The sequence below is a fragment of the Pectobacterium sp. PL64 genome, assembly GCF_022477975.1.
In the GTDB taxonomy this organism is placed as follows: Bacteria; Pseudomonadota; Gammaproteobacteria; order Enterobacterales; family Enterobacteriaceae; genus Pectobacterium; species Pectobacterium jejuense.
This window is the reverse complement of record NZ_CP092070.1, coordinates 4,057,834-4,079,801: the sequence shown is the minus strand read 5'-3', so window position 1 is coordinate 4,079,801 and position 21,968 is coordinate 4,057,834. Positions and strand designations below refer to the sequence as shown.

The window sequence follows — 21,968 nt, the reverse complement described above, 5'->3', positions numbered from 1 at the left end:
TGCAATCTGAAAACGACAGGGTAGGGTAACACTCACTTGGGAATGAATATTATGAACTCGCCGTTTATCTATACTTCACCAACGCTCAGTGTGGAAGCGCTGAAACACTCTATTGCTTACAAGCTCATGTTTAGCGTGGGGAAAGATCCCTCCATTGCGAATAAACATGACTGGCTGAACGCCACGCTGCTGGCCGTGCGTGACCGGATGGTGGAGCGCTGGCTGCGCTCAAATCGGGCACAGCTTTCGCAGGATGTGCGGCAGGTCTATTACCTGTCGATGGAATTTTTGCTTGGGCGGACGCTGTCGAACGCGCTGCTGGCGATGGGATTGTATGACGATCTGAAGGCCGCGCTGGATGGCATGGGGCTGGAGCTGGACGATCTGTTACAGGAAGAAAACGATCCCGGCTTAGGGAACGGTGGTCTGGGGCGTCTGGCGGCCTGTTTCCTGGATTCGCTGGCGACGATGGCGCTGCCGGGGCGCGGCTACGGTATTCGCTACGAATACGGTATGTTCAAACAGAATATTGTTAACGGCAGGCAGGCGGAATCGCCGGACTACTGGCTGGAATACGGCAACGCATGGGAATTCCCGCGCCACAGCACGCGCTACAAAGTGCGCTTCGGCGGCCGAATCCAGCAGGAAGGCAGCAAAATGCGCTGGCTGGAAACGGAAGAAGTCATTGCCTGTGCCTACGACCAAATCATTCCCGGTTTTGATACCGACGCCACCAATACTTTGCGTCTGTGGGGCGCGCAGGCCAGTAACGAAATCAATCTGGGTAAATTTAATCAGGGCGACTACTTTGCGGCGGTGGAAGATAAAAACCACTCGGAAAACGTGTCGCGCGTGCTGTATCCCGATGATTCCACCTATTCAGGCCGCGAGCTGCGTTTGCGTCAGGAATACTTCCTGGTTTCCGCCACGGTGCAGGACATTCTCAATCGCCACTGGATGATGCATAAAACGTACAGCAATTTGGCGGAGAAGTTCGCTATTCACTTGAACGATACGCATCCGGTGCTGGCTATCCCTGAGTTGATGCGTTTGCTGATTGATGAGCATAAATTTAAATGGATAGAGGCGTGGACGGTGGTGAGAAAAGTCTTCTCCTACACCAACCATACGCTGATGCAGGAAGCGCTGGAAACCTGGCCGGTTGATATGCTGGGTAAAATCCTGCCGCGCCATCTGCAGTTGATTTTCGAAATTAACGAACATTTTCTGGAGTACGTTCAGAAAGAAGCGCCTGATGACAACGATCTGTTGGCGCGGGTTTCCATCATTGATGAAAACAACGGGCGTAAGGTGCGGATGGCGTGGCTGGCCGTGGTCGCCAGCCATAAGGTGAACGGCGTATCGGAGCTACATTCGGATCTGATGGTGCAGTCTCTGTTTGCTGATTTCGCCCGCCTCTTCCCTAATCGGTTCTGCAATAAAACTAACGGTGTGACGCCGCGGCGCTGGCTGGCGCTGGCTAACCCGTCGCTCTCCAAACTGCTGGATGACACCATTGGGCAGACCTGGCGCACCGACCTGAGCCAACTGAGCGAGCTGAAACAGCACATCGATTATCCAGCGTTTGTGCAGAAAATCAGTAAGGTGAAGCTGAAGAACAAAGTGCGCTTGGCGACCTATATGGCGGAAACGCTGAATATTGTGGTTAACCCTGAGTCGCTGTTTGATGTGCAGATTAAGCGTATTCACGAATACAAACGGCAACTGCTGAACGTGCTGCACGTTATCACACTCTATAACCGCATTAAGGATGACCCCGAGGTCGAGCGTGTGCCGCGTGTCGTCATTTTTGCGGGCAAAGCCGCATCCGCCTATTACATGGCGAAGCACATTATTAACTTGATCAACGACGTCGCGAAGGTGATCAACAACGATCCGACCCTGCACGATCGGTTGAAAGTCGTCTTCATCCCGAACTACAGCGTGAGCTTGGCACAGTTGATCATCCCGGCAGCCGATCTCTCTGAACAGATCTCGCTGGCGGGGACGGAAGCATCCGGGACCAGTAATATGAAGTTTGCTCTGAACGGCGCGCTGACGATTGGCACGCTGGATGGGGCGAATGTCGAAATGCTGGAACACATTGGCGAAGAGAACATGTTTATCTTTGGCAATACGGCTGAGCAGGTCGAAGCGCTGCGTCAGAGCGGCTATAACCCGCGACAGTATTATGATCAGGATGAAGAACTGCGCCGTGTACTGACACAAATTACTACAGGCGTCTTCAGCCCTGATGACAGCCGACGCTACAGCGACCTGTTTGATTCACTGGTGAATTTTGGCGACTACTACCAGCTACTGGCAGACTACCGCAGTTATGTGGATACGCAGGATCGGGTTGATGAGCTGTATGAGAAAAAGGACGAATGGGCACGCTGTGCCGTCCAGAATATTGCCAACATGGGTTATTTCTCGTCTGACCGCACCATCGGCGAATATGCAGAAGATATCTGGAATATCAAACCGATACGATTGTGATGAGAGAAGACCTCTTGAGGGTTAATTTTTAAAAAGACAACAGGCGCTCAATGAGCGCCTGTTTATTATCGTTAGTCCTCATGATGCATGTATTTTTTATGCAGATATCTCAAAGTCAATGAGCCAAAGATTGGAATAGTGAGCAGAATGATAAAAAATAAAAATGAATCTATGTAATCCAAATCTATGGCTGTAATGATAAATAAAAAAATAAAGCCCGCCATCGTGACCATAAAATACTTTTTCATTATGAAATGTAAGCAAATAGAAACAATCCCAACAAGTATGATGTAACCGGATATAATAATTCCTGCCGCAAAATCCCAGCTATTAAAAAAATTAGTATCACTATATCGATCACCGCAAAAAAAAGCATATAAGAATGATAAAAAACACCAAAGAAACGTTGGTGATAAAAAAATATAAATAACAGATGACTTGTTTATCTTTACCCTATTATTACCTGCTTCTAACGATGTATCCTGGTTCATCATCATCCTTAATTGTATTACTCATAACATTAAAGCCAATATTGATACTGTATCATCCTGATATATTGAGACAACTTCAAGCTGCATTGGCGTGCTTGATATTCCCCGTTGCGCTGCTGCCAACATGGGCTATTTCTCGTCTGACCGCACCATCGGCGAATATGCAGAGGATATCTGGAATATTAAACCGATACGGTTGTGATTGCGCGTTGATGATATGAAAAAGCGCCGTAGGCAAAAACCTACGGCGCTTTTGTATTTGCACTAAAAGGCGCTTGTGATAACCGCTGATTAGCCCGCTTTTGCTATCTGCTGGTAATGGTTTTCCAGCCAGTCGCTGATGCGTTGTTTCTGTGCGTCATCGAAGCGCATGCCCAGTTTGGTGCGGCGCCAGATGACGTCATCAAGCATAACGGCCCATTCTTTTTCGACCAGATAGCGCAGTTCTGCTTCATACAGGTCATGACCGAAATCTTCACCCAGGTCGCTGAGGCCTTTCACGTTTGCCAGAATCAGTTCGCTGTTTGAACCGTAGGTGCGGCTGTAACGGCGCGTCAGTGATTCAGGCAGGTTGAAGCGGCGACGCAGTGCGGCGGCGTAGTCATCACGCGTGCCAGCGATATCTCCACCCGGCAGTACTGCGCCTTTCGTCCAGGCTTTACCCGCTTGCGGGTAGTATTTGTGCAGCTTATCCAGCGCGTGCTCTGCCAGCTTACGGTATGTCGTCAGCTTGCCGCCAAACACGGAAAGCAGTGGAGCCTGACCGTTATCATCATCGACCGACAGCGTATAGTCACGGGTAATCGCCTGTGGAGAATCGGACTCGTCATCACACAGAGGGCGCACGCCAGAGTAGGTCCAGACGATATCGTCACGCGTAAGCTGCTGTTTGAAATGGTCGTTATACACGTCCAGCAGGTAGGCGACTTCGTTGTCATCGATCTTCACATCGTGCGGATTGCCTTTGTACTCCACGTCGGTCGTGCCGATGATTGAGTAGTCATCCTGCCACGGGATCACGAACACAATACGGTGATCTTTGTTTTGCAGAATATACGCCTGCGGCTGGTTATGAACTTTTGGCACCACGATGTGGCTGCCTTTGATCAAACGGATGCCGTAAGGCGATTTCAGTTGCAGGCCGTCATCAAAGAATTCTTTCACCCACGGGCCCGTGGCGTTCACCAGACCTTTGGCGCGCCAGGTGAAGGTTTCGCCAGTCAGTGAATCAACCGCATCCACAATCCATACGCCTTGTTCACGGCGAGCGCGGGTCACTTTAGTGCGGGTACGGACTTCTCCGCCGCGTTTTGTCACTTCCTGCGCGTTTAACACCACCAGACGCGCATCGTCCACCCAGCAGTCAGAATATTCAAAGCCCTGCTTCAATTCAGGCTTAAGCACAGAATCTGCGCCGAATTTCAGCCCTTTACTGGCAGGCAGGCTGACGCGTTTGCCGATGTTGTCGTACATGAACAGGCCGATACGAATCATCCAGGCCGGACGCAGGTGCGGCTGATGGGGCAAACGAAAGCGCATGGGGAAAATAATGTGCGGGGCCATTTTCAGCAGCGTTTCGCGCTCAGACAGCGCTTCGCTGACCAAACGAAACTCATAGTGCTCAAGGTAGCGCAGGCCACCGTGAATCAGCTTGGAACTGGCGGAGGACGTGGCACAGGCAAGATCCTGCGCTTCCAACAACAGGACTGATAACCCTCGCCCAGCCGCATCTGCGGCGATGCCTGCACCGTTAATTCCGCCGCCGATAACGATTAGATCTTTGGTTTCCACGTTTCTTCCTCCACCCTCGAATAAATCAAAATGTTCGTTTTCGAGCATTATGATAATCGAAAACAAACAAACCAGCCAATGGTTAACCAAATAAAAACATTTATGCGTGACGAACCTAACAATATGATGATAGTTGTCACATTAAAAGAAGGGATATTCGGCTGGAATTGTGCTGTTTTGTCGTTACTCTCCACACTAGTGAAGCACTGTTTTTATAAATAACCTTATAATCAGATGGGTTTTATGCCGTTGAAGGCGGGTTACAATGACGCCTCGGGTTGCCATGACGTCAGTGGTTACTAACATCCTGTCCATTATTAACAAGGTTGTCACTTTCGATGGAACAATTTGAAGCTATCAGTATTGATCAAGCCCATTCCCGCTGGCAGGAAGGGGGCGTTGTTGTTGATATTCGCGATCCACAGAGCTTTGCCGCAGCCCATGTTCCCGGCGCGACGCACCTGACGAACGAGACGCTGTCTGACTTCGTGCGCGGCGCTGACCTCGAAGCACCGGTCATGGTGATTTGCTACCACGGCATTAGCAGCCGCAATGCCGCACAGTACCTGATTAGCCTGGGGTTTGATTCGGTGTACAGTATCGATGGTGGCTTTGAGGCCTGGCAAAACCGCTACCCGCAAGACACGCAGGCGCAAGCCTGATCGCATGACGATTAAAGAACCTTTATTATCATGTTCCTAACTCAACCTACTCACTGGCGCTTCCCGCTATGATGATTCGCGTTATTGCTCTCTCCAACCCGCGTCTGGCTCAGGCATTTGTTGACTACATGCGTACACAGCAGGTCCATCTGGAAATGCGGCCTCAGGGGCATGAAGCTGAACTGTGGCTGGAAGATGAAGCCCAACTGAGCAAGGTTCAGGGAGAACTAGAGGTTTTTCTGCGCGACCCGACAAACCCGCGCTATCTGGCGGCCAGTTGGCAAACGGGATCGATGGATACCGGCATTCAATACCAACGCTACTCTTACCTGCAAACGCTGAAGCAAAAGGCAGGCCCGCTGACGCTATCCCTGATGGTCGTGACGATCGCGGTGTTCATCCTGATGCAGATTTCGGGCTATGAGAGCGTGATGGTGTGGCTGGCGTTCCCGGCTGAGGGGCAACAGATAGAGGTGTGGCGCTGGTCCAGTCATGTTTTGTTGCACTTTTCCCTGCTGCACATTTTGTTCAATCTCATGTGGTGGTGGTATCTGGGCGGCCCGGTTGAGAAAGTGCTGGGAACCGGAAAATTGCTGGTCATCACGCTGGTTTCCGCGCTGGTGAGCGGCTGGGCGCAGTCCTGGTTTAGCGGCACCCATTTTGGTGGCCTGTCGGGTGTGGTTTATGCCCTGATGGGCTATGTCTGGCTGCGAGGGGAACGAGAGCCTGACGGTTATTTATCCATGCCGCGCAGCTTGATGGCCTTCGCTTTACTGTGGCTGGTCGCCGGATATTTCGATATTTTAGGCATGTCGATCGCGAATGCGGCGCATGTGGCTGGTCTGGTTGTCGGGCTATTGATGGCCTTTTGGGACACGTATAATAAAACAAACCCCCGGTAAATCGGGGCGTCTTAGGGGATAAATGTGAAGCAGACACAACGGCATGACGCCATTATTGAGCTGGTGCGCCAGCAGGGCTATGTCAGTACTGAAGAGCTAGTGGAGCATTTTGCGGTGAGCCCGCAGACCATTCGTCGCGATCTGAACGATCTGGCCGAGCAGAATAAAATCCATCGCCACCACGGCGGCGCGGCATTGCCGTCCAGCTCGGTTAACACGGCCTACCATGACCGTAAAATGATGTGGTCGGATGAAAAAGCGCGCATTGCCCGTCGGGTGGCGAGCCAAATTCCAGACGGCGCGACCTTGTTTATCGATATCGGTACCACGCCCGAAGCCGTGGCCTATGCGCTGATGCAGCATAAGGATCTGCGCGTCGTCACCAATAACCTGAATGTGGCAACGCTGCTGACGGCAAAAGAGGATTTTCGCCTGATCTTGGCCGGTGGCGAAGTGCGTACCCGCGACGGCGGTATCATGGGTGAGGCGACGCTGGATTTTATCTCTCAGTTCCGCTTGGATTTCGGCATTTTGGGCATCAGTGGTATTGACATGGATGGGTCATTACTGGAGTTTGATTACCATGAAGTGCGCACAAAACGGGCGATTATTGAAAATTCTCGCTGCGTCATGCTGGTGACGGACCATTCCAAATTTGGTCGTAATGCGATGGTGAATTTGGGTAACATGGATTTGATAGACTATCTTTTTACCGATCAGTCACCACCACCCAGCGTACTGAAAATCATTGAACAACATAAGGTACAGTTGGAGTTGTGTTGAACCCGATGTGCCTTTTCCATGATGGACAAAGGAGGAGGCACGATGTCAGATTCTTCAAGAAAGTCGGGTTCTGCAAAAGTATCAGGATCGTCAAAACGTTCAGAGGCTTTAACGCAGCCCGTTTCCTCCGCCCGTCCCGCTATTGCCTTTGATGCATCAGAATTTACCGCCGCGCTGCGCCGCCAACAGCGGCTCGGTGGCGTCGCGTCCCTGAACGCGATGACGCCAGTGCAGTGCTGGCGCGCCGTCAGCCTTGCGCTGTCTGAACAACTGCTGATGCACTCCGTTTCGCCAACGTCTCCTGCTGCCAATACGCCTCAGCGCCATGTGAATTACCTGTCGATGGAGTTTCTGCCCGGCCGTCTGACGGGCAACAACCTGCTGAATCTGGGCTGGTATGACGCAGTAGCCGCCGTGCTCGCCGAGCAGGGGCTGAACCTGAGCGATATTCTGGAACAGGAAACCGATCCTGGTTTAGGCAACGGCGGATTAGGTCGGCTGGCGTCCTGCTTTCTGGATTCGATGGCAACGGTGGGGCAGCCTGCCACGGGTTACGGCCTCAACTACCAATACGGCCTGTTCCGTCAGCATTTTGCGCAGGAAAAGCAGCAGGAAACGGCCGATGACTGGCAGCGCGATACCTATCCGTGGTTTTTACCGCGTGCGGAGCTGGCGGTGGATGTCGGGTTTGGCGGGCGTCTGCAACCCCAAACTGACGGAACCTTGCGCTGGCTGCCGGATACCGTTTTCAGAGGTGAAGCCTGTGACCTGCCGGTGATTGGCTATCACAACGGTGCCGCGCAGCCGCTGCGTTTGTGGCGTGCGACGCATCGCGATCCGTTTGATTTGACGCTATTCAATGAAGGGCACTATCTGCGGGCGGCACAGGCGGGGATTTCCGCCGCCAGCCTGACCAGCGTGCTGTATCCGAATGACAATCATGCGGCGGGCAAACGCCTGCGCCTGATGCAGCAGTATTTCCACTGCGCCTGTTCGGTGGCCGACATTCTGCGCCGTCATCTTAACGCGGGGCGCGCGCTGTCGACATTGCCGGATTATGAAGTCATCCAGCTTAATGATACTCACCCGACGCTGGCGATCCCCGAAATGATGCGACTGCTGCTGGACGAGCATCAGATACCGTGGGATGAAGCCTGGTCGATAACCGGACGCACCTTTGCCTATACCAACCACACGCTGATGCCGGAAGCGCTTGAGCGCTGGGACGAACGGCTGCTTGGTCGCCTGCTTCCGCGCCACCTGTCTATCATTCGGCAAATTGATACGCAGTTTAAGGCGCAGGTCGAAAAGCAATGGCCCGGCGATCGACAGGTATGGGCGAAGCTCGCGATTCGCCACCAGCGCCAGATTCGCATGGCAAACCTGTGCGTCGTCAGCTGCTTTGCGGTCAACGGCGTGGCGGCGCTGCATTCGGAACTGGTGGTGAAAGATCTGTTCCCGGAATATCACCAGCTGTGGCCGACCAAATTCCATAACGTCACCAACGGCATTACGCCACGCCGCTGGCTAAAGCAGTGCAATCCGGCGTTGTCCGCGCTGATCGACGACACGCTGCACACGCCGTGGGTGAATGATCTGCCCGCGCTGCAAGGGTTGGAACCCTATGCTGACGATGCTGGCTTTCGTGAGCGCTATCGACAAATCAAGGCTGATAATAAAACGCAGCTGGCGACCTATCTCCGCCAGCAGTATGACATCGTGATCGATCCGCAGGCGCTGTTTGATGTGCAAATCAAGCGATTGCATGAGTACAAACGCCAGCATTTAAATCTGCTGCATATCCTCGCGCTATATCGTCAATTGCGTGACAATCCGCATCTGGATATAGTGCCGCACGTCTTTTTGTTCGGTGCCAAAGCGGCGCCGGGCTATGTATTAGCGAAAAACATCATTTACGCCATTAACCGGGTCGCCGCGGTCATTAATCAGGATCGCCGCGTTAACGATCGCCTGAAGGTTGTCTTCCCGCCGGACTATCGCGTCTCGCTAGCCGAACGGATGATTCCTGCTGCGGATGTGTCTGAACAGATTTCAACGGCAGGTAAAGAAGCGTCCGGCACGGGCAATATGAAGCTGGCGCTGAACGGGGCGCTGACCGTCGGCACGCTGGACGGGGCGAATGTAGAAATGGCGCAGCAGGTCGGTGAAGACAATCTGTTCATTTTCGGTCACACCGTTGAACAGGTAAAAGCGCTACAGGCGCAGGGCTATGAGCCGTCTGACTGCCTTGCCGTGACGCCGCTGCTGCGTGAAGTGCTGAATGAGCTAGCGAGCGGCGCGTTCAGTCAGGGGGATAAAAATGCGTTTGCCCCGCTGTTGGATAGCCTGCTGAAGCTGGGCGATCCCTATATGTTAATGGCCGATTTTGCACCGTATTGCGAGGTGCAGCAGCGTGTTGATGCGCTTTACCGTGAGCCGGATGAATGGACGCGCCGCTGTGTGCTGAATACCGCCAGAATGGGGATGTTCAGTTCGGACCGGGCGATTCATGATTACCAGACGCGCATTTGGCAGGCGCATCTTTAGGAAAAGGAGAGGGTGTTCAAGGTGGATAAACTGGCAAGCCAGCAGACAGGCATCGCGGAAAGCTATACCGATGCATATGGCAAAGAGCACATGGTTGCGGCCGCAATCAGAGACCAGATTCAGGCAATGATGGACGTTTCTGATAGCGATAATGCACCTTTGCCGCCTGTTCGGGTCTTTTTGCAAGGCCGGGATGCGGTCATCGAGCTTGCTGGTCACGGTGAATTCCTCTGGACGCTGATGTATGAAAACGGCGGTCAAATTCAAGGACAGATAACGGGCGGCTCAACGCTGGCTCTGCCGGGCGTGCTGCCGCTGGGTTACCACTATCTGACGCTGACGCAGGCCGATCAGCGCTGGAGCTGCAGGATTATTGTCGCACCGCACCGCTGCTATGAACCCGAATCCTTACTGCAGGGAAAACGCTGGTGGGGCGTGACCGTCCAGCTTTATACCTTGCGCTCGCAGAACAACTGGGGCGTCGGGGATTTTGGCGATCTTCGCCAACTGATTGAGCAAATCGCCCGACGCGGCGGTGCCTTTGTGGGACTGAACCCGCTGCATTCGCTGTATCCCGCGCTGCCAGAAGCCGCAAGCCCTTATAGTCCTTCCTCTCGGCACTGGCTGAACATTATTTATATCGATGTGAATCGGATCGATGATTTCCAGCAGAGCAGTGAAGCGCAAGCATGGTGGCACCGTGAGGATACGCAAAGCGCGGTTTCTGCGCTGCGGGCAGGGCGCTGGGTCGATTATGAACCGGTGACGGCGCTTAAGCTGACGGCCTTGCGGCTGGCTTTCCGCTACTTTACGACGCGCAGTGCGCTGGATCCACGCATTAGCGCCTTTCGCCAGTTTGTCGTGAGCGGCGGGCAGAGCCTGCAACTTCAGGCGACGTTTGATGCGCTTCAGGCCTACCTGAAAAAACAGGGTGAGAATTACGCGGACTGGCACCAATGGCCTGCCAGCTACCATGATGTGCACAGCGAAACCGTGAAGTCATTCCGCCGTGAAAACAGCGATGAGATTACGTTCTACAGCTGGCTGCAATGGGTGGCGCACGAGCAACTTGCGGAGTGCTACGCGCACAGTAAACAACTTGGTCTGCCGCTCGGCCTGTATCGCGATTTAGCTGTTGGCGTTGCACAGGGTGGCGCGGAAACCTGGGACGAACGGCAGCTCTATTGCCTTGATGCCTCTATCGGCGCACCGCCGGATCCGCTCGGGCCGCAGGGACAAGATTGGCAGCTGGCGCCAGTGAATCCTACTATGCTGCAACTTCGTGGCTATCAACCGTTTATCGACGTCCTGCGCAGCAACATGGCGCACTGTGGTGCGCTGCGTATCGATCACGTGATGGCGCTCTTGCGCCTGTGGTGGATACCCAAGGCGGAGTCGGCGGGCAACGGGGCTTACGTACATTATCCGGTCGACGATCTGCTGGCGGTGTTGGCGCTGGAAAGCCAGCGTCATCGCTGCCTGATTATCGGTGAGGATTTAGGCACGGTGCCGCCGGAAATTGTCAGCAATGCTGCACGACTACGGTATCTATTCTTACAAGGTGCTGTTCTTTGAAAAGGACGAAGAAAACCACTTCCGCGCACCGCAAGACTATCCGCGTCAGGCGATGACAACTATCACCACGCACGATCTGCCAACGCTGCGCGGCTACTGGCAAACCGTGGATTTATCGCTGGGGCGGGAATTGGGGCTGTACCCGACGGAGGCGCTACTGCAAGAACAAATGCAGCAGCGTGAGAAAGCGAAACAGGGGCTGCTAAACGCGTTGCATGAGTTTGGGCTATTGCCACAGCGGGTTGGCCGCAACTCGGCGCTGACGACGATGGGCGCACCGCTAAGCCGTGGCGTTCACCGCTATGTCGCCGATAGCGCAAGCGCACTGGTGGGATTCCAACTGGAAGACTGGCTGGACATGGCGACACCGGTTAATGTGCCGGGCACCAATCGTGAATACCCCAACTGGCGGCGCAAGCTCACGCGTCCGCTGGAGTCGATCTTCACTGATCGCTGCCTTGAACGACTGGTTCGGGATATGGATTTGCGTCGTGGCGCGCCGATGAAAGCGCAGAAAGCCGAATAACAGAATGAATACTCTTCCTCCCCTGAGTCGGGGGAGGAAAAGCAAAGATTAATCAGTAGGGGAGAGGATTAATAGTAGGAGTGCTCGCCGCGCTGGTGTTCGGTGAGGTCTCTCACGCCTTTCAGCTCAGGGAATGTTTGCAGCAGCTCCTTCTCAATCCCTTCTTTCAGCGTGACGTCAACCATAGAACAGCCGTTACAGCCGCCGCCAAATTGCAGAATCGCCAGACCGTCATCGGTAATTTCCATCAGCGTCACACGGCCGCCGTGGCCAGCCAGCTGTGGGTTGATCTGTGATTGCAGCACATACTCAACGCGTTCCATCAGCGGGGCATTGTCGTCCACTTTACGCATTTTGGCGTTCGGCGCTTTCAGCGTCAGCTGAGAACCTAACTGGTCGGTCACGAAGTCGATTTCAGCGTCTTCCAGATAAGGTGCGCTGAGTTCGTCCACGTAAGCGGAAATCTTTTCAAACTTCAGTACGGTATCGCTGGCTTCTACGGCATCCGGCGGGCAATACGACACGCCACACTCGGCGTTTGGCGTACCTGGATTGATAACAAATACGCGAATCTGTGTGCCTTCTTCCTGTTTTGCCAACAGTTTCAGGAAATGCTCCTGAGCAGCATCGGTAATACGGATCATAAGAGTAAGCTCGATAGTTGACTGCACTTATCGGTTATAATACGCCCATCCTCCCCCTGACTACAAGGTTCGGCACAAACACCAGACCTGAACGCCCGCTGCACCTTGAGCCAGCAGCAGCCTGCTGATTTCGGCGGCGGTACTGCCCGTCGTGACCACATCATCCAGTAAAACCACCTGTTGCCCAGACAGTGAGACATCACAGGAAAATGCACCCCGCAGATTTCGCCGTCGCGCGCTGGCGCTGAGCGTCTGCTGTAGCGGCGTGCGGCGGGTGCGCTGCAATTCGCGTGGCTCGTAAGCACAGTTCAACCAGCGGGCGAGAGGCCGAGCGAGCAGCTCGGTCTGGTTGAAGCCTCGCCGCCACTGGCGATTCCGGTGTAGGGGAACGGTGAACAGGCGATCGGGGCGGAACAGGGGAATCTGCCCGGTGAGCTTTCGCTCGCGGTAGGTCATCTGCCAGCGCAGCAACAGCTGTCGGGCGAGCACCGTTGCCAGCTCGGTTTTACCGTGAAACTTAAAATGCTTCAGCAGCGTGTTGAATGGCGGCACGTAGTCGCTGATAAAAGTTATCGATTGCCAGGGTGGCGGGTTTTGCAGGCAGCGTCCGCACGGATGCGTGTTATCGCCGGAGGGCAAGCCACAGCGCGGGCAGCAGAGGGGCAAACGCGGCAGATGGCGCTGGCAGTACGAACAAATTCCCTGCTGGCTGTGATGAAGTGGCAATAAGCATAGCCAGCAGCGTGCGGAGATGGTTAACATGGTTTTCCTTAACGATCGTTTTCCCTAAATACTGGTTTTCCCTGAAATATATTGACCCCATGCAAGCGTGAAGGGGTTTCCTGAGGAAGGAAGATAACGGATGGCAGCGTTGTATTGGCAGACTGAAGGCGCAGGAAATACGGATCTTGTGTTGCTGCACGGATGGGGATTGAATGCGCAGGTATGGCAAAGCATTATTGCGCGACTCGCCCCGCATTTTCGTCTGCACTTGGTCGATCTGCCGGGCTATGGCAGAAGTCAGGGGTTTGGGCCGATGTCGCTGAGCGATATGGCGGATTGCGTACTGGCGCAGGCACCGAAACGCGCCATCTGGTTAGGGTGGTCGCTGGGTGGACTGGTTGCCAGCCAGATTGCGTTGAGCGCCCCTACGCGGGTGGAAAAGCTGATTACCGTGGCGTCATCTCCCTGCTTCAGCGCACACGACGGCTGGCCGGGAATCAAGCCAGATGTCTTGCAGGGGTTTCAGCAGCAGCTTAGCGAAGATTTCCAACGTACGGTCGAGCGGTTTCTGGCGCTGCAAACGCTGGGAACGGAGAGCGCACGGCAGGATGCCCGACTGTTAAAAAGCGTGGTGCTGGAACAGCCGATGCCATCAGTCGAGGTATTAAACGGCGGGTTGGCGATTTTGCGTGAAGCGGATTTACGCCAACCGTTGGCCGACTTGACCGTGCCATTCCTGCGGCTTTATGGTGCCTTAGATGGGCTGGTGCCGCGCAAGGTTGCCGGATTGCTGGATGACCAGTGGCCGAACTCAACCTCGGTGGTTATTCCAAAGGCTGCGCATGCGCCGTTTATCTCGCACCCTGATGCCTTTACCGAGCAGGTGATCGCGTTCGCTCAGGCCTAGCCGACGATAATTTACATTTTCTCCTCAATTTCTCCACGATTTAGCCGACGTCGACAGTTAAGGTAACTTGGCACCCTGTGCGCAGGGTTTCTCTGGGTTGAATTCTGTTCGAATATAAATAGGCTGCTCGTGAAGCAGCCACGTTAAAATATGGCTGAGGAGTGTTGGAGAGATGGCGAACTTTTTTGTCGACCGTCCCATTTTTGCGTGGGTGCTGGCTATCCTTCTCAGCCTGTGCGGTATGTTGGCCATCAAGTCATTGCCGCTGGAACAGTATCCCGATCTGGCTCCGCCCAGCGTGCGGATCACCGCGAGCTACCCCGGCGCGTCGGCGCAGACGCTGGAAAATACCGTCACACAGGTTATCGAACAGAGCATGACCGGGCTGGATAACCTGATGTACATGTCCTCGGACAGCAGCAATACTGGGCAAGCCAGAGTCATGCTGACCTTCGAGGCAGGTACCGACCCCGATGAAGCCCGCCAGCAGGTGCAAAACCAGCTTCAATCCGCTATCCGCAAGCTGCCACAGGAAGTCCAGCAGCAGGGCGTCACCGTGAGCAAAACGGGCGATACCAATATCCTGATGGTCGCGTTTGTTTCTACCGATGGCAGCATGGACAAGCAGGATATCGCTGATTATGTCGCGACGAATATTCAGGAGCCGATCAGCCGTATCAGCGGGGTGGGCGAGGTTTCTGCCTATGGGTCGCAGTATGCGATGCGCATCTGGCTGGATCCGGCCAAACTGATGGATTATGGGCTGACCACCAGCGACGTGGTGCGGGCCATCGAATCGCAGAACAGCCAGGTCTCGGTAGGGCAGGTTGGTGGTGTACCGTCGGTGGATAATCAGGCGCTGAACGCCACGATCAACGCGCAATCGCTGTTAGAGACGCCGCAGCAGTTTCGCGATATCACGCTGCGCGTCAATCAGGATGGCTCTGCTGTGACGCTCGGCAATGTTGCGGAAGTTGAGCTTGGTGCCGAGCGCTACGATTTTCTCAGTCGTTTCAACGGTCAGTCCGCCTCCGGTCTGGGGGTGACGCTGGCGTCAGGTGCGAATGAGCTGGAAACCGATAAGCGTGTCAGAGAACGTATCGAAGAGCTGTCGCAATACTTCCCGCACGGGCTGGAAGCCAAAATCGCCTTCGAAACCTCCCCTTTTGTTAAAGCCTCTATCACCGATGTGGTGAAAACCCTGTTCGAAGCGGTGCTGCTGGTCTTTCTGGTGATGTACCTGTTCTTGCAGAATTTCCGCGCCACGTTGATTCCTACGATTGCGGTGCCGGTGGTGTTACTCGGCACGTTTGCCGTGCTGTATGCCTTCGGTTTTAGCCTGAATACGTTAACGATGTTCGCGATGGTGTTGGCGATTGGCCTGCTGGTCGACGATGCCATAGTGGTGGTGGAAAACGTAGAGCGGGTGATGAGCGAGGAAGGGCTCTCGCCACGCGATGCGACGCGGAAATCGATGGGGCAGGTGCAAGGGGCGCTGGTCGGGATTGCGCTGGTGCTGTCTGCTGTGTTTGTGCCGATGGCCTTCTTTGGCGGCACCACGGGCGCGATCTACCGCCAGTTCTCCATCACGATTGTGACCTCAATGATCCTGTCGGTGCTGGTGGCAATGACGTTGACGCCTGCGCTGTGCGCGACGCTGCTCAAGCCGCTCGCTAAAGGCCAACATCATGGCCGCAAAGGGTTCTTCGGCTGGTTTAACCGGAGCTTTACCCGCACGTCGCTGAAGTATGAGCGCGGTGTCGGCAAGATATTGATCAGCAGCGGGCGCTGGCTGCTGCTGTATATGGGCATCATCGGGATTATGGCCTTTCTGTTTTTCCGGCTGCCGACCTCGTTTCTGCCGCAAGAAGATCGTGGTGTATTCACGACACAAGTGCAGCTCCCGCCGGGTTCGACGCAGCAGCAGACCTTACAGGTGGTCCACAAGATCGAGCAATACTATCTCACGCAGGAAAAAGACACCGTGACGTCTGTGTTTTCCACCATTGGCTCGGGGCCGGGTGGAAACGGGCAAAATGTGGCGCGGCTGTTTGTACGCCTTAAAGACTGGAGCGAACGCACCACGCCGGAGAGCAGCTCGTTTGCCGTGATCGAACGTGCGACTAAAGCCTTTCGTCATATTCAGGAAGCGCGCGTGTTCGCCAGCAGCCCGCCGTCGATTAACGGACTGGGTAGCGCCGCGGGTTTCGCCATGCGGTTACAGGATCGCGGTGGAGTAGGGCACGATGCGCTTATGGCGGCGCGGGATCAGCTGTTAAACATGGCCGACAGCAATCCCGAACTGACGCGCGTGCGCCACAACGGTCTGGATGACAGCTCGCAGTTGCGCATTCATATCGATCAGCGCAAAGCACAGGCGCTGGGTGTATCGGTAGATGATATTAACAGTACGTTGAAAACGGGCTGGGGCTCGACCTATGTGAATGACTTCCTCGACCGCGGTAGGGTGAAGAAAGTCTACGTTCAGGCGGCGGCGAAGTTCCGCATGCTGCCGGACGATGTCAGCAAATGGTATGTGCGCAACAACAGCGGCGGTATGGTGCCGTTCAGCGCGTTTGCGCAAACCGTCTGGGAAACTGGATCGCCACGCCTTGAGCGTTACAACGGTTATTCCTCGCTGGAGATTGTCGGTGAAGCGACGCCGGGCGTCAGTACCGGCACGGCGATGAATGTCATGGAGTCACTGGTTGCGCAACTGCCGGAAGGCTTTGGGGTGCAGTGGACGGGCATGTCGTTGCAGGAGCGATTGAGCGGGGCGCAGGCACCGGCGCTGTATGCCATTTCGCTGCTGGTGGTGTTCCTGTGTCTGGCCGCGCTGTATGAAAGCTGGACGGTGCCGTTCTCCGTCATGCTGGTGGTGCCGATGGGCGTGCTGGGGGCGCTGGTGGCAACCTGGGCACGCGGTCTGGAAAACGATGTCTATTTTCAGGTTGGGCTACTGACGGTGGTCGGGCTATCGGCGAAGAACGCCATTCTGATAGTGGAATTCGCCAACGAAATGAACCAGAAAGGGAAGGATTTGGTTGAGGCCACGCTGGAGGCTTCCCGTCAGCGGCTGCGGCCGATATTGATGACGTCGCTGGCGTTTATTTTCGGTGTCTTACCGATGGCGACCAGCAGCGGTGCAGGCTCGGCCAGTCAGCATGCAGTGGGAACGGGCGTGATCGGCGGTATGTTAGCCGCCACCTTCCTTGCCATCTTCTTCGTGCCGCTGTTCTTTGTCGTCGTGCGCCGCCGCTTTCCGCTGAAGGAAAAGGTACCGCAACAGGATTAGATACAGATGCAATAATTTATGGGGAAATTCATCAAACTGTAAAAAAAGGTAACTACGTTATGTCCAGCTCAATGACGCAACCAAGGACATAACAATGAAAGCTCGCTGGTTACTGCCTTTACTGATTTCTGCTGCTCTGCCGGGAATGGTGCAGGCTCAGGCTATTTATCCCATTGACCGCGCCACCATGCTGGCAGGCGGAAAATTCGATTTTAAAGTCGAGTTTGATGAAGTACTTAAGCCGGAAGATATTCGCATTCTGATCAACGGCAAGGATTACCAGCAGGTGCTGGGCAAAACGGCATCGTTTGTTGAGCGTGAAGACGGCGGTAACGCGTCCACGATCTGGCTGCGAGACGTGAACTTGCCGGAAGCGGGCAAGTATGTGGTAGAGGCGGAAGCCAAAGGTAAGAAGACGCTGGTGAACTGGGAAGTTTATTCAGCGTCCGGCACGCGTAAAGCCAAAAACGTGATTCTGTTCATCGGCGATGGCCTGTCCGTTGCGCACCGTACTGGCGCGCGTATCCTGTCTAAAGGGGTGACGGAAGGGAAAGCCGACGGTCGTCTGGCGATTGATGATCTGCAATACATGGCGTTTGCCGGTACGTCCAGTACCGACTCTATCGCAGCGGATAGCGCCAACACCATGAGCGCCTACATGACCGGTCACAAATCCGGTGTGAACGCGCTGGGTGTGTACGTCAGCCGTAGCAAAAGTTCACTGGATCACCCGAAGCAGGAAACGCTGGGTGAGCTGTTAACCCGTTCTACCAAGATGTCTGTCGGCGTAGTCAGCGACGCTGAACTTCAGGACGCGACGCCAGCGGCAGTCGTCTCTCACACGCGTCGTCGTGCGGATAAAGCTGAAATCGTTGAGATGTTCTACAACGTGCAGCCTACGGTCATGCTGGGTGGCGGTTCTGCCTACTTCCTGCCGAAAAGCACGCCGGGTTCTAAGCGTAAAGACGAAACCAACTACGTTGAGAAATTCCAGCAGGCGGGCTATTCACTGGTTACCGATGCTGATTCACTGAAGAAAAATGCTGCGCAGGCGACCAAGCTGCTGGGGCTGTTCCACACTGGCAACATGGATGGCGTGATGGATCGTCGCTTCCTGAAAAACGACGTTGCCAAGAAATTCCCGAACCAGCCTGACCTGACCGACATGACGCAGGCGGCGCTGGATGTGCTGTCCAAGAACAAGGACGGCTTCTTCCTGGTGGTGGAATCTGCGCTGATCGATAAAGCATCCCACCCGCTGGATTGGGAACGTGCTTTCACCAGCACCATTATGCTGGATCAGTCTGTTGCCATCGCCAAGCAGTTCGCGGAGAAAAACCCGGATACGATGATTATCGTGACGGGCGACCATACTCACGGCCTGTCTATCATCGGTACGGTGGACGACAGCAAGCCGGGCACCGAGATGCGTGAGAAGATCGGCGTGTATGAAGATGCGGGCTATCCGAACTATAAGGATGCCAACAAAGACGGCTACCCGGATGACCTGAACGTCTCTAAACGTCTGGCCGTGTTCTTCAACAACTACCCAGACTATTACGAAACGTTCCGTCCGAAGCTGGATGGCCAGTTCGTTCCTGCTATCAAGAACGAAAAAGATGAATACGTTGCCAACAAAGCCTACGAGAAAGTGCCGGGCGCGGTATTCCGTGAAGGGATCCTGCCACGCTCTTCCGATACGGGTGTTCATGCCGTTGACGATATGGTGATTCAGGCGAGCGGCCCAGGTGCAGAGCGTATCCGTGGTTACATGGAAAACACCGATCTGTTCCGGGTGATTGTTGATGCACTGGCGGTGAAACCGCAGGACAAAAAGTAATCCTACGACGCTATGAATAATGCGAAATGCAGCAAAGCGGGGGCGACCCCGCTTTTATTCTCTTGGCTGCGCGCGGTGCTGGTGCTCCTCCTCCTCGGTGGGATCGCCCCGGTGAAAGCCGCGCAGTCTGAACTCTCCTTCGACAAGCTGTACGCCTCTTACGGCGTGCTGGGTCTGGAATTCTCCAATGAAGTCAAAACGCTCTCCGGTAAACGGGTCAAGATGCGCGGCTTCATGGCACCGCCGCTCAAGGCGGAGTCACAATTCTTTGTCTTAACCAAAATGCCAATGGCGCTGTGCCCCTTCTGTTCGTCTGATGCGGACTGGCCTGAAGATATCCTCGTCGTTTACCTCGCCAAACGTCAGACCTTCGTACAGAACAACACCATGATTGAGGTGGAAGGCGTGCTGGAACACGGATCGTGGACCGACCCTGAAACGGGTTTTGTCAGCCTGCTGCGACTGCGTGAAGCCACGTTCGATACCCTTTAGGAGCGCTGATGGCTGAGTTATTGATTCAACACCTGAGTGTGACCTTCCCCGATACGTCCGAGGCCGTGCTGGCTATTCCCGCGCTGTCTATTCGTTCTGGCGAACGGGTCGCGGTGATGGGGCCTTCCGGCTCCGGTAAGACCACGCTGGTGAATGCCATCACCGGGATGGATCACAGTGGAACCGGCTGCGTGCAGTGGGAGAAGCAGGATATCTGGCAGATGAACGAAGCGGAACGTGACCGCTGGCGGGCTCTGCATATCGGGCTGGTGATGCAGGATTTCCACCTGTTCCCCGGTCTGAGTGCAATAGAGAACGTCTTACTGCCTGCGCAGTTTCACCACTGGCGGATCCCCGCGGCGCTCAGGCAGCGGGCGGCAGATTTGCTGGCACAGGTCGGGCTGAATACCGCGAAACGTCCGATTGAAGTGCTATCACGCGGCGAGAAGCAGCGTGTGGCGGTCGCAAGAGCGTTGCTCAGCAAGCCAGACATCATCATCGCCGATGAGCCAACGGCCAGTTTGGATGCGCAGAGCGGCGAGCAGATCGCCGACCTGCTGGTGACGCTGGCGCTCGATAGCCGGGCGACGCTTATCGCGATTACGCACGATGCGCGCCTGGCTTCACAGATGTCGCGCTGTATTCAACTGGAAAAAGGACGCCTCGTGGCGGACACGCTGTATCAGGAGGATCGCGCATGATTCCTTGGCGTCTTATCTGGGTCGACTGGCGTCGGCTCTGGCCGGGTGTGCTGGTCGTGGTGTTGCTGATCGCCGTGGCGACAGCGTTAAGTATTTCGGTGAGTTTGCAGGAAAGAGCGCTGCGCATGGGCAGCGCCAAAGCGGCTGACCGTTTCGATCTGGTGATTGGCGCACCGGGGAGCGAAACCCAACTGGTGCTGTCGTCCGTGTTCCTGCAACCGTCGGCGCTGACGCTGGTTCCTGCGCAGGTGCTGACCGATCTGGAGAAGAATCCGCTGGTTGCCTGGGCGGCACCGGTCGCGTTTGGTGATTTCTATCAGGGCATGCCCGATTGTTGGCACTACGCCACCGCTGGTCACCGATAACGGTAAGCGGCAGCTCACCGCCGGACGCGTGTTCAACGACGGCTTTGAAGCCGTGGTAGGCGCGCAAACGGGGCTGACGGTGGGGAGTACTTTTAGCCCAATTCACGGTCAGGTGGGGACGGAAGGGGCGCATGCGCACGATGACGTCATCTACACTGTTGTCGGTGTTTTACCGGCTGACGGCAGCGCGTGGGATAAAGCGATTCTGGTTCCGGTGAACGCGGTGTGGCGAGTACACGGCATCCATCCACCGCATGGTGCGGACGATGCGCACCACGATGATCACGACCATAACGAGCATGCCGATCATGATCATGGCGCACATGAGCATGAGGGTGAACATGATGGCCATGATCATGATCACGATGAAGCCGCGCAGGCGGAAGGTGAGCCGCATACCGATGAGCATCACAACGACGCGCATCCAGCGGAAGGCGCGGAAAGCGGTGACCATCATGATGCTACCGCTCAGCCGGTAACGGCGTCACACGATGATGAACACGGCGAAGCCGAAGCACACGGTCATGCGCATCAGGCTGGTTTGCCCGCTATCGTCGTTAAGCCAAAAACGATCGCGGGTGCCTATCAACTTCGTTCGCTGTATCGCAGCAACACAACACTGGCAGTGTTCCCCGGCGAAGTGCTGGTGAAGCTCTACTCGATGTTGGGCGATATTCGTGAGCTGTTGACCTATATCTCGCTGAGTACGCAGGGATTAGTCGGCGTCGCGGTGGCGATGGTAGCGGTTATCCACCTGCGGCAGCGGCAGAAACAGATCGGCGCACTCCGTGCCTTTGGCGCACCGCGCTACGGCATTTTCACGCTGATTTGGAGCGGGTTGATGTCGCTGGTAAGCGTCGGCGTGCTGCTAGGTGTTGGCTTAGGCTACCTTGCTGCCCGTGCGATTGCGGTGGTGATGAGCGAGAAAAGCGGCTTTGTCCTGCCGGTGACGCTGGAATGGGAAGACATCCACTTCGTCCTGCTCCTGTTGCTGGTTGCCGCCGTGGTGCTCACGATTCCGGCGATGCTGTCCTACCGTCAATCTCCTGCAACGGCGCTGCGTGGTGAGTAAGTGTGGTTAGTAAGTGTGGCGACTAAGCCGCGACGCTAGTCATATTAGCATCGGGCGCGTAGTTTCTGCGTCCGATGCAGTCCTTCGCTGTCTTACCGTCGTGACATAAAAAAACAGGGTGAACGTGGTTCACCCTGCTGTATTTTACTCTCT

At 55.1% G+C, this 21,968-nt stretch carries 13 protein-coding genes and 3 pseudogenes; 13 read left to right on the top strand and 3 right to left on the bottom strand.

Annotation, left to right across the window (positions count from 1 at the left end; translation table 11 throughout):
* Positions 1-51 precede the first annotated feature (51 nt).
* Both glgP and HP572_RS23020 read left to right on the top strand, forming a co-directional pair.
* Positions 52-2,499, top strand: coding sequence for a glycogen phosphorylase (gene glgP, locus HP572_RS18360; protein ID WP_240583964.1), 2,448 nt, complete (start codon positions 52-54; stop codon positions 2,497-2,499).
* A gap of 609 nt (positions 2,500-3,108) precedes the next feature.
* Positions 3,109-3,192: pseudogene (locus tag HP572_RS23020) on the top strand (glycogen/starch/alpha-glucan phosphorylase); the annotation flags it as partial.
* Positions 3,193-3,281: 89 nt separating this feature from the next.
* On the opposite strand, the gene glpD reads toward HP572_RS23020, so the two are convergent.
* Positions 3,282-4,781, bottom strand: coding sequence for a glycerol-3-phosphate dehydrogenase (glpD, locus tag HP572_RS18355; protein ID WP_205555274.1), 1,500 nt, complete (start codon positions 4,779-4,781; stop codon positions 3,282-3,284).
* 338 nt (positions 4,782-5,119) lie between these two features.
* Here glpD and glpE point away from each other — a divergent pair, with 338 nt between their 5' ends.
* From glpE to malQ, 5 genes and pseudogenes are all read left to right on the top strand, one after another.
* The gene (gene glpE, locus HP572_RS18350) at positions 5,120-5,443 is read left to right on the top strand and encodes a thiosulfate sulfurtransferase GlpE (RefSeq protein WP_010277860.1); all 324 of its coding nucleotides are present in this window, start codon (positions 5,120-5,122) and stop codon (positions 5,441-5,443) included.
* 68 nt (positions 5,444-5,511) lie between these two features.
* Positions 5,512-6,345 carry a rhomboid family intramembrane serine protease GlpG gene (glpG, locus tag HP572_RS18345; RefSeq protein WP_240583963.1) on the top strand — a complete coding sequence of 278 codons (834 nt, stop codon included), beginning with the start codon at positions 5,512-5,514 and terminating at the stop codon, positions 6,343-6,345.
* Positions 6,346-6,369: 24 nt separating this feature from the next.
* Positions 6,370-7,128 (top strand): DeoR/GlpR family transcriptional regulator, encoded by a 759-nt coding sequence (locus HP572_RS18340; protein ID WP_010277854.1) that lies wholly within the window; start codon positions 6,370-6,372, stop codon positions 7,126-7,128.
* A 42-nt stretch (positions 7,129-7,170) separates the two neighbouring features.
* Positions 7,171-9,675, top strand: a complete 2,505-nt coding sequence (malP, locus tag HP572_RS18335) for a maltodextrin phosphorylase (RefSeq protein ID WP_240583962.1) — start codon at positions 7,171-7,173, stop codon at positions 9,673-9,675.
* A 12-nt stretch (positions 9,676-9,687) separates the two neighbouring features.
* Positions 9,688-11,776: pseudogene (gene malQ, locus HP572_RS18330) on the top strand (4-alpha-glucanotransferase).
* Between the two features lie 68 nt (positions 11,777-11,844).
* On the opposite strand, the gene nfuA reads toward malQ, so the two are convergent.
* Together nfuA and gntX are read right to left on the bottom strand one after the other, a co-directional pair.
* Entirely contained in the window at positions 11,845-12,420 is a 576-nt protein-coding gene (gene nfuA, locus HP572_RS18325; protein WP_010277845.1) for a Fe-S biogenesis protein NfuA, read from the bottom strand.
* A gap of 60 nt (positions 12,421-12,480) precedes the next feature.
* Positions 12,481-13,182: a DNA utilization protein GntX gene (gntX, locus tag HP572_RS18320; RefSeq protein WP_240583961.1), complete on the bottom strand. Its 702-nt coding sequence runs from the start codon at positions 13,180-13,182 to the stop codon at positions 12,481-12,483.
* Between the two features lie 100 nt (positions 13,183-13,282).
* Between gntX and bioH the strand changes: the two genes are divergently transcribed.
* The 6 genes and pseudogenes from bioH to HP572_RS18290 all read left to right on the top strand — a co-directional run bounded on the left by bioH (position 13,283) and on the right by HP572_RS18290 (position 21,815).
* Positions 13,283-14,050 carry a pimeloyl-ACP methyl ester esterase BioH gene (gene bioH / locus HP572_RS18315; protein WP_240583960.1) on the top strand — a complete coding sequence of 256 codons (768 nt, stop codon included), beginning with the start codon at positions 13,283-13,285 and terminating at the stop codon, positions 14,048-14,050.
* A gap of 172 nt (positions 14,051-14,222) precedes the next feature.
* Positions 14,223-17,345 (top strand): multidrug efflux RND transporter permease AcrD, encoded by a 3,123-nt coding sequence (gene acrD / locus HP572_RS18310; RefSeq protein WP_240583959.1) that lies wholly within the window; start codon positions 14,223-14,225, stop codon positions 17,343-17,345.
* Positions 17,346-17,439: 94 nt separating this feature from the next.
* Complete coding sequence (locus HP572_RS18305; RefSeq protein WP_240583958.1) at positions 17,440-19,185, top strand: alkaline phosphatase; 1,746 nt, start codon at positions 17,440-17,442, stop codon at positions 19,183-19,185.
* Positions 19,186-19,197: 12 nt separating this feature from the next.
* On the top strand, positions 19,198-19,677 hold the full coding sequence (locus HP572_RS18300; RefSeq protein ID WP_109412333.1) for a hypothetical protein: 480 nt from the start codon (positions 19,198-19,200) through the stop codon (positions 19,675-19,677).
* A gap of 8 nt (positions 19,678-19,685) precedes the next feature.
* On the top strand, positions 19,686-20,378 hold the full coding sequence (locus HP572_RS18295; protein WP_240583957.1) for an ABC transporter ATP-binding protein: 693 nt from the start codon (positions 19,686-19,688) through the stop codon (positions 20,376-20,378).
* A pseudogene (locus tag HP572_RS18290) lies at positions 20,375-21,815 on the top strand (FtsX-like permease family protein). Before HP572_RS18295 ends, HP572_RS18290 begins: the two are co-directional and overlap by 4 nt.
* The last annotated feature ends 153 nt before the right edge of the window (positions 21,816-21,968 follow it).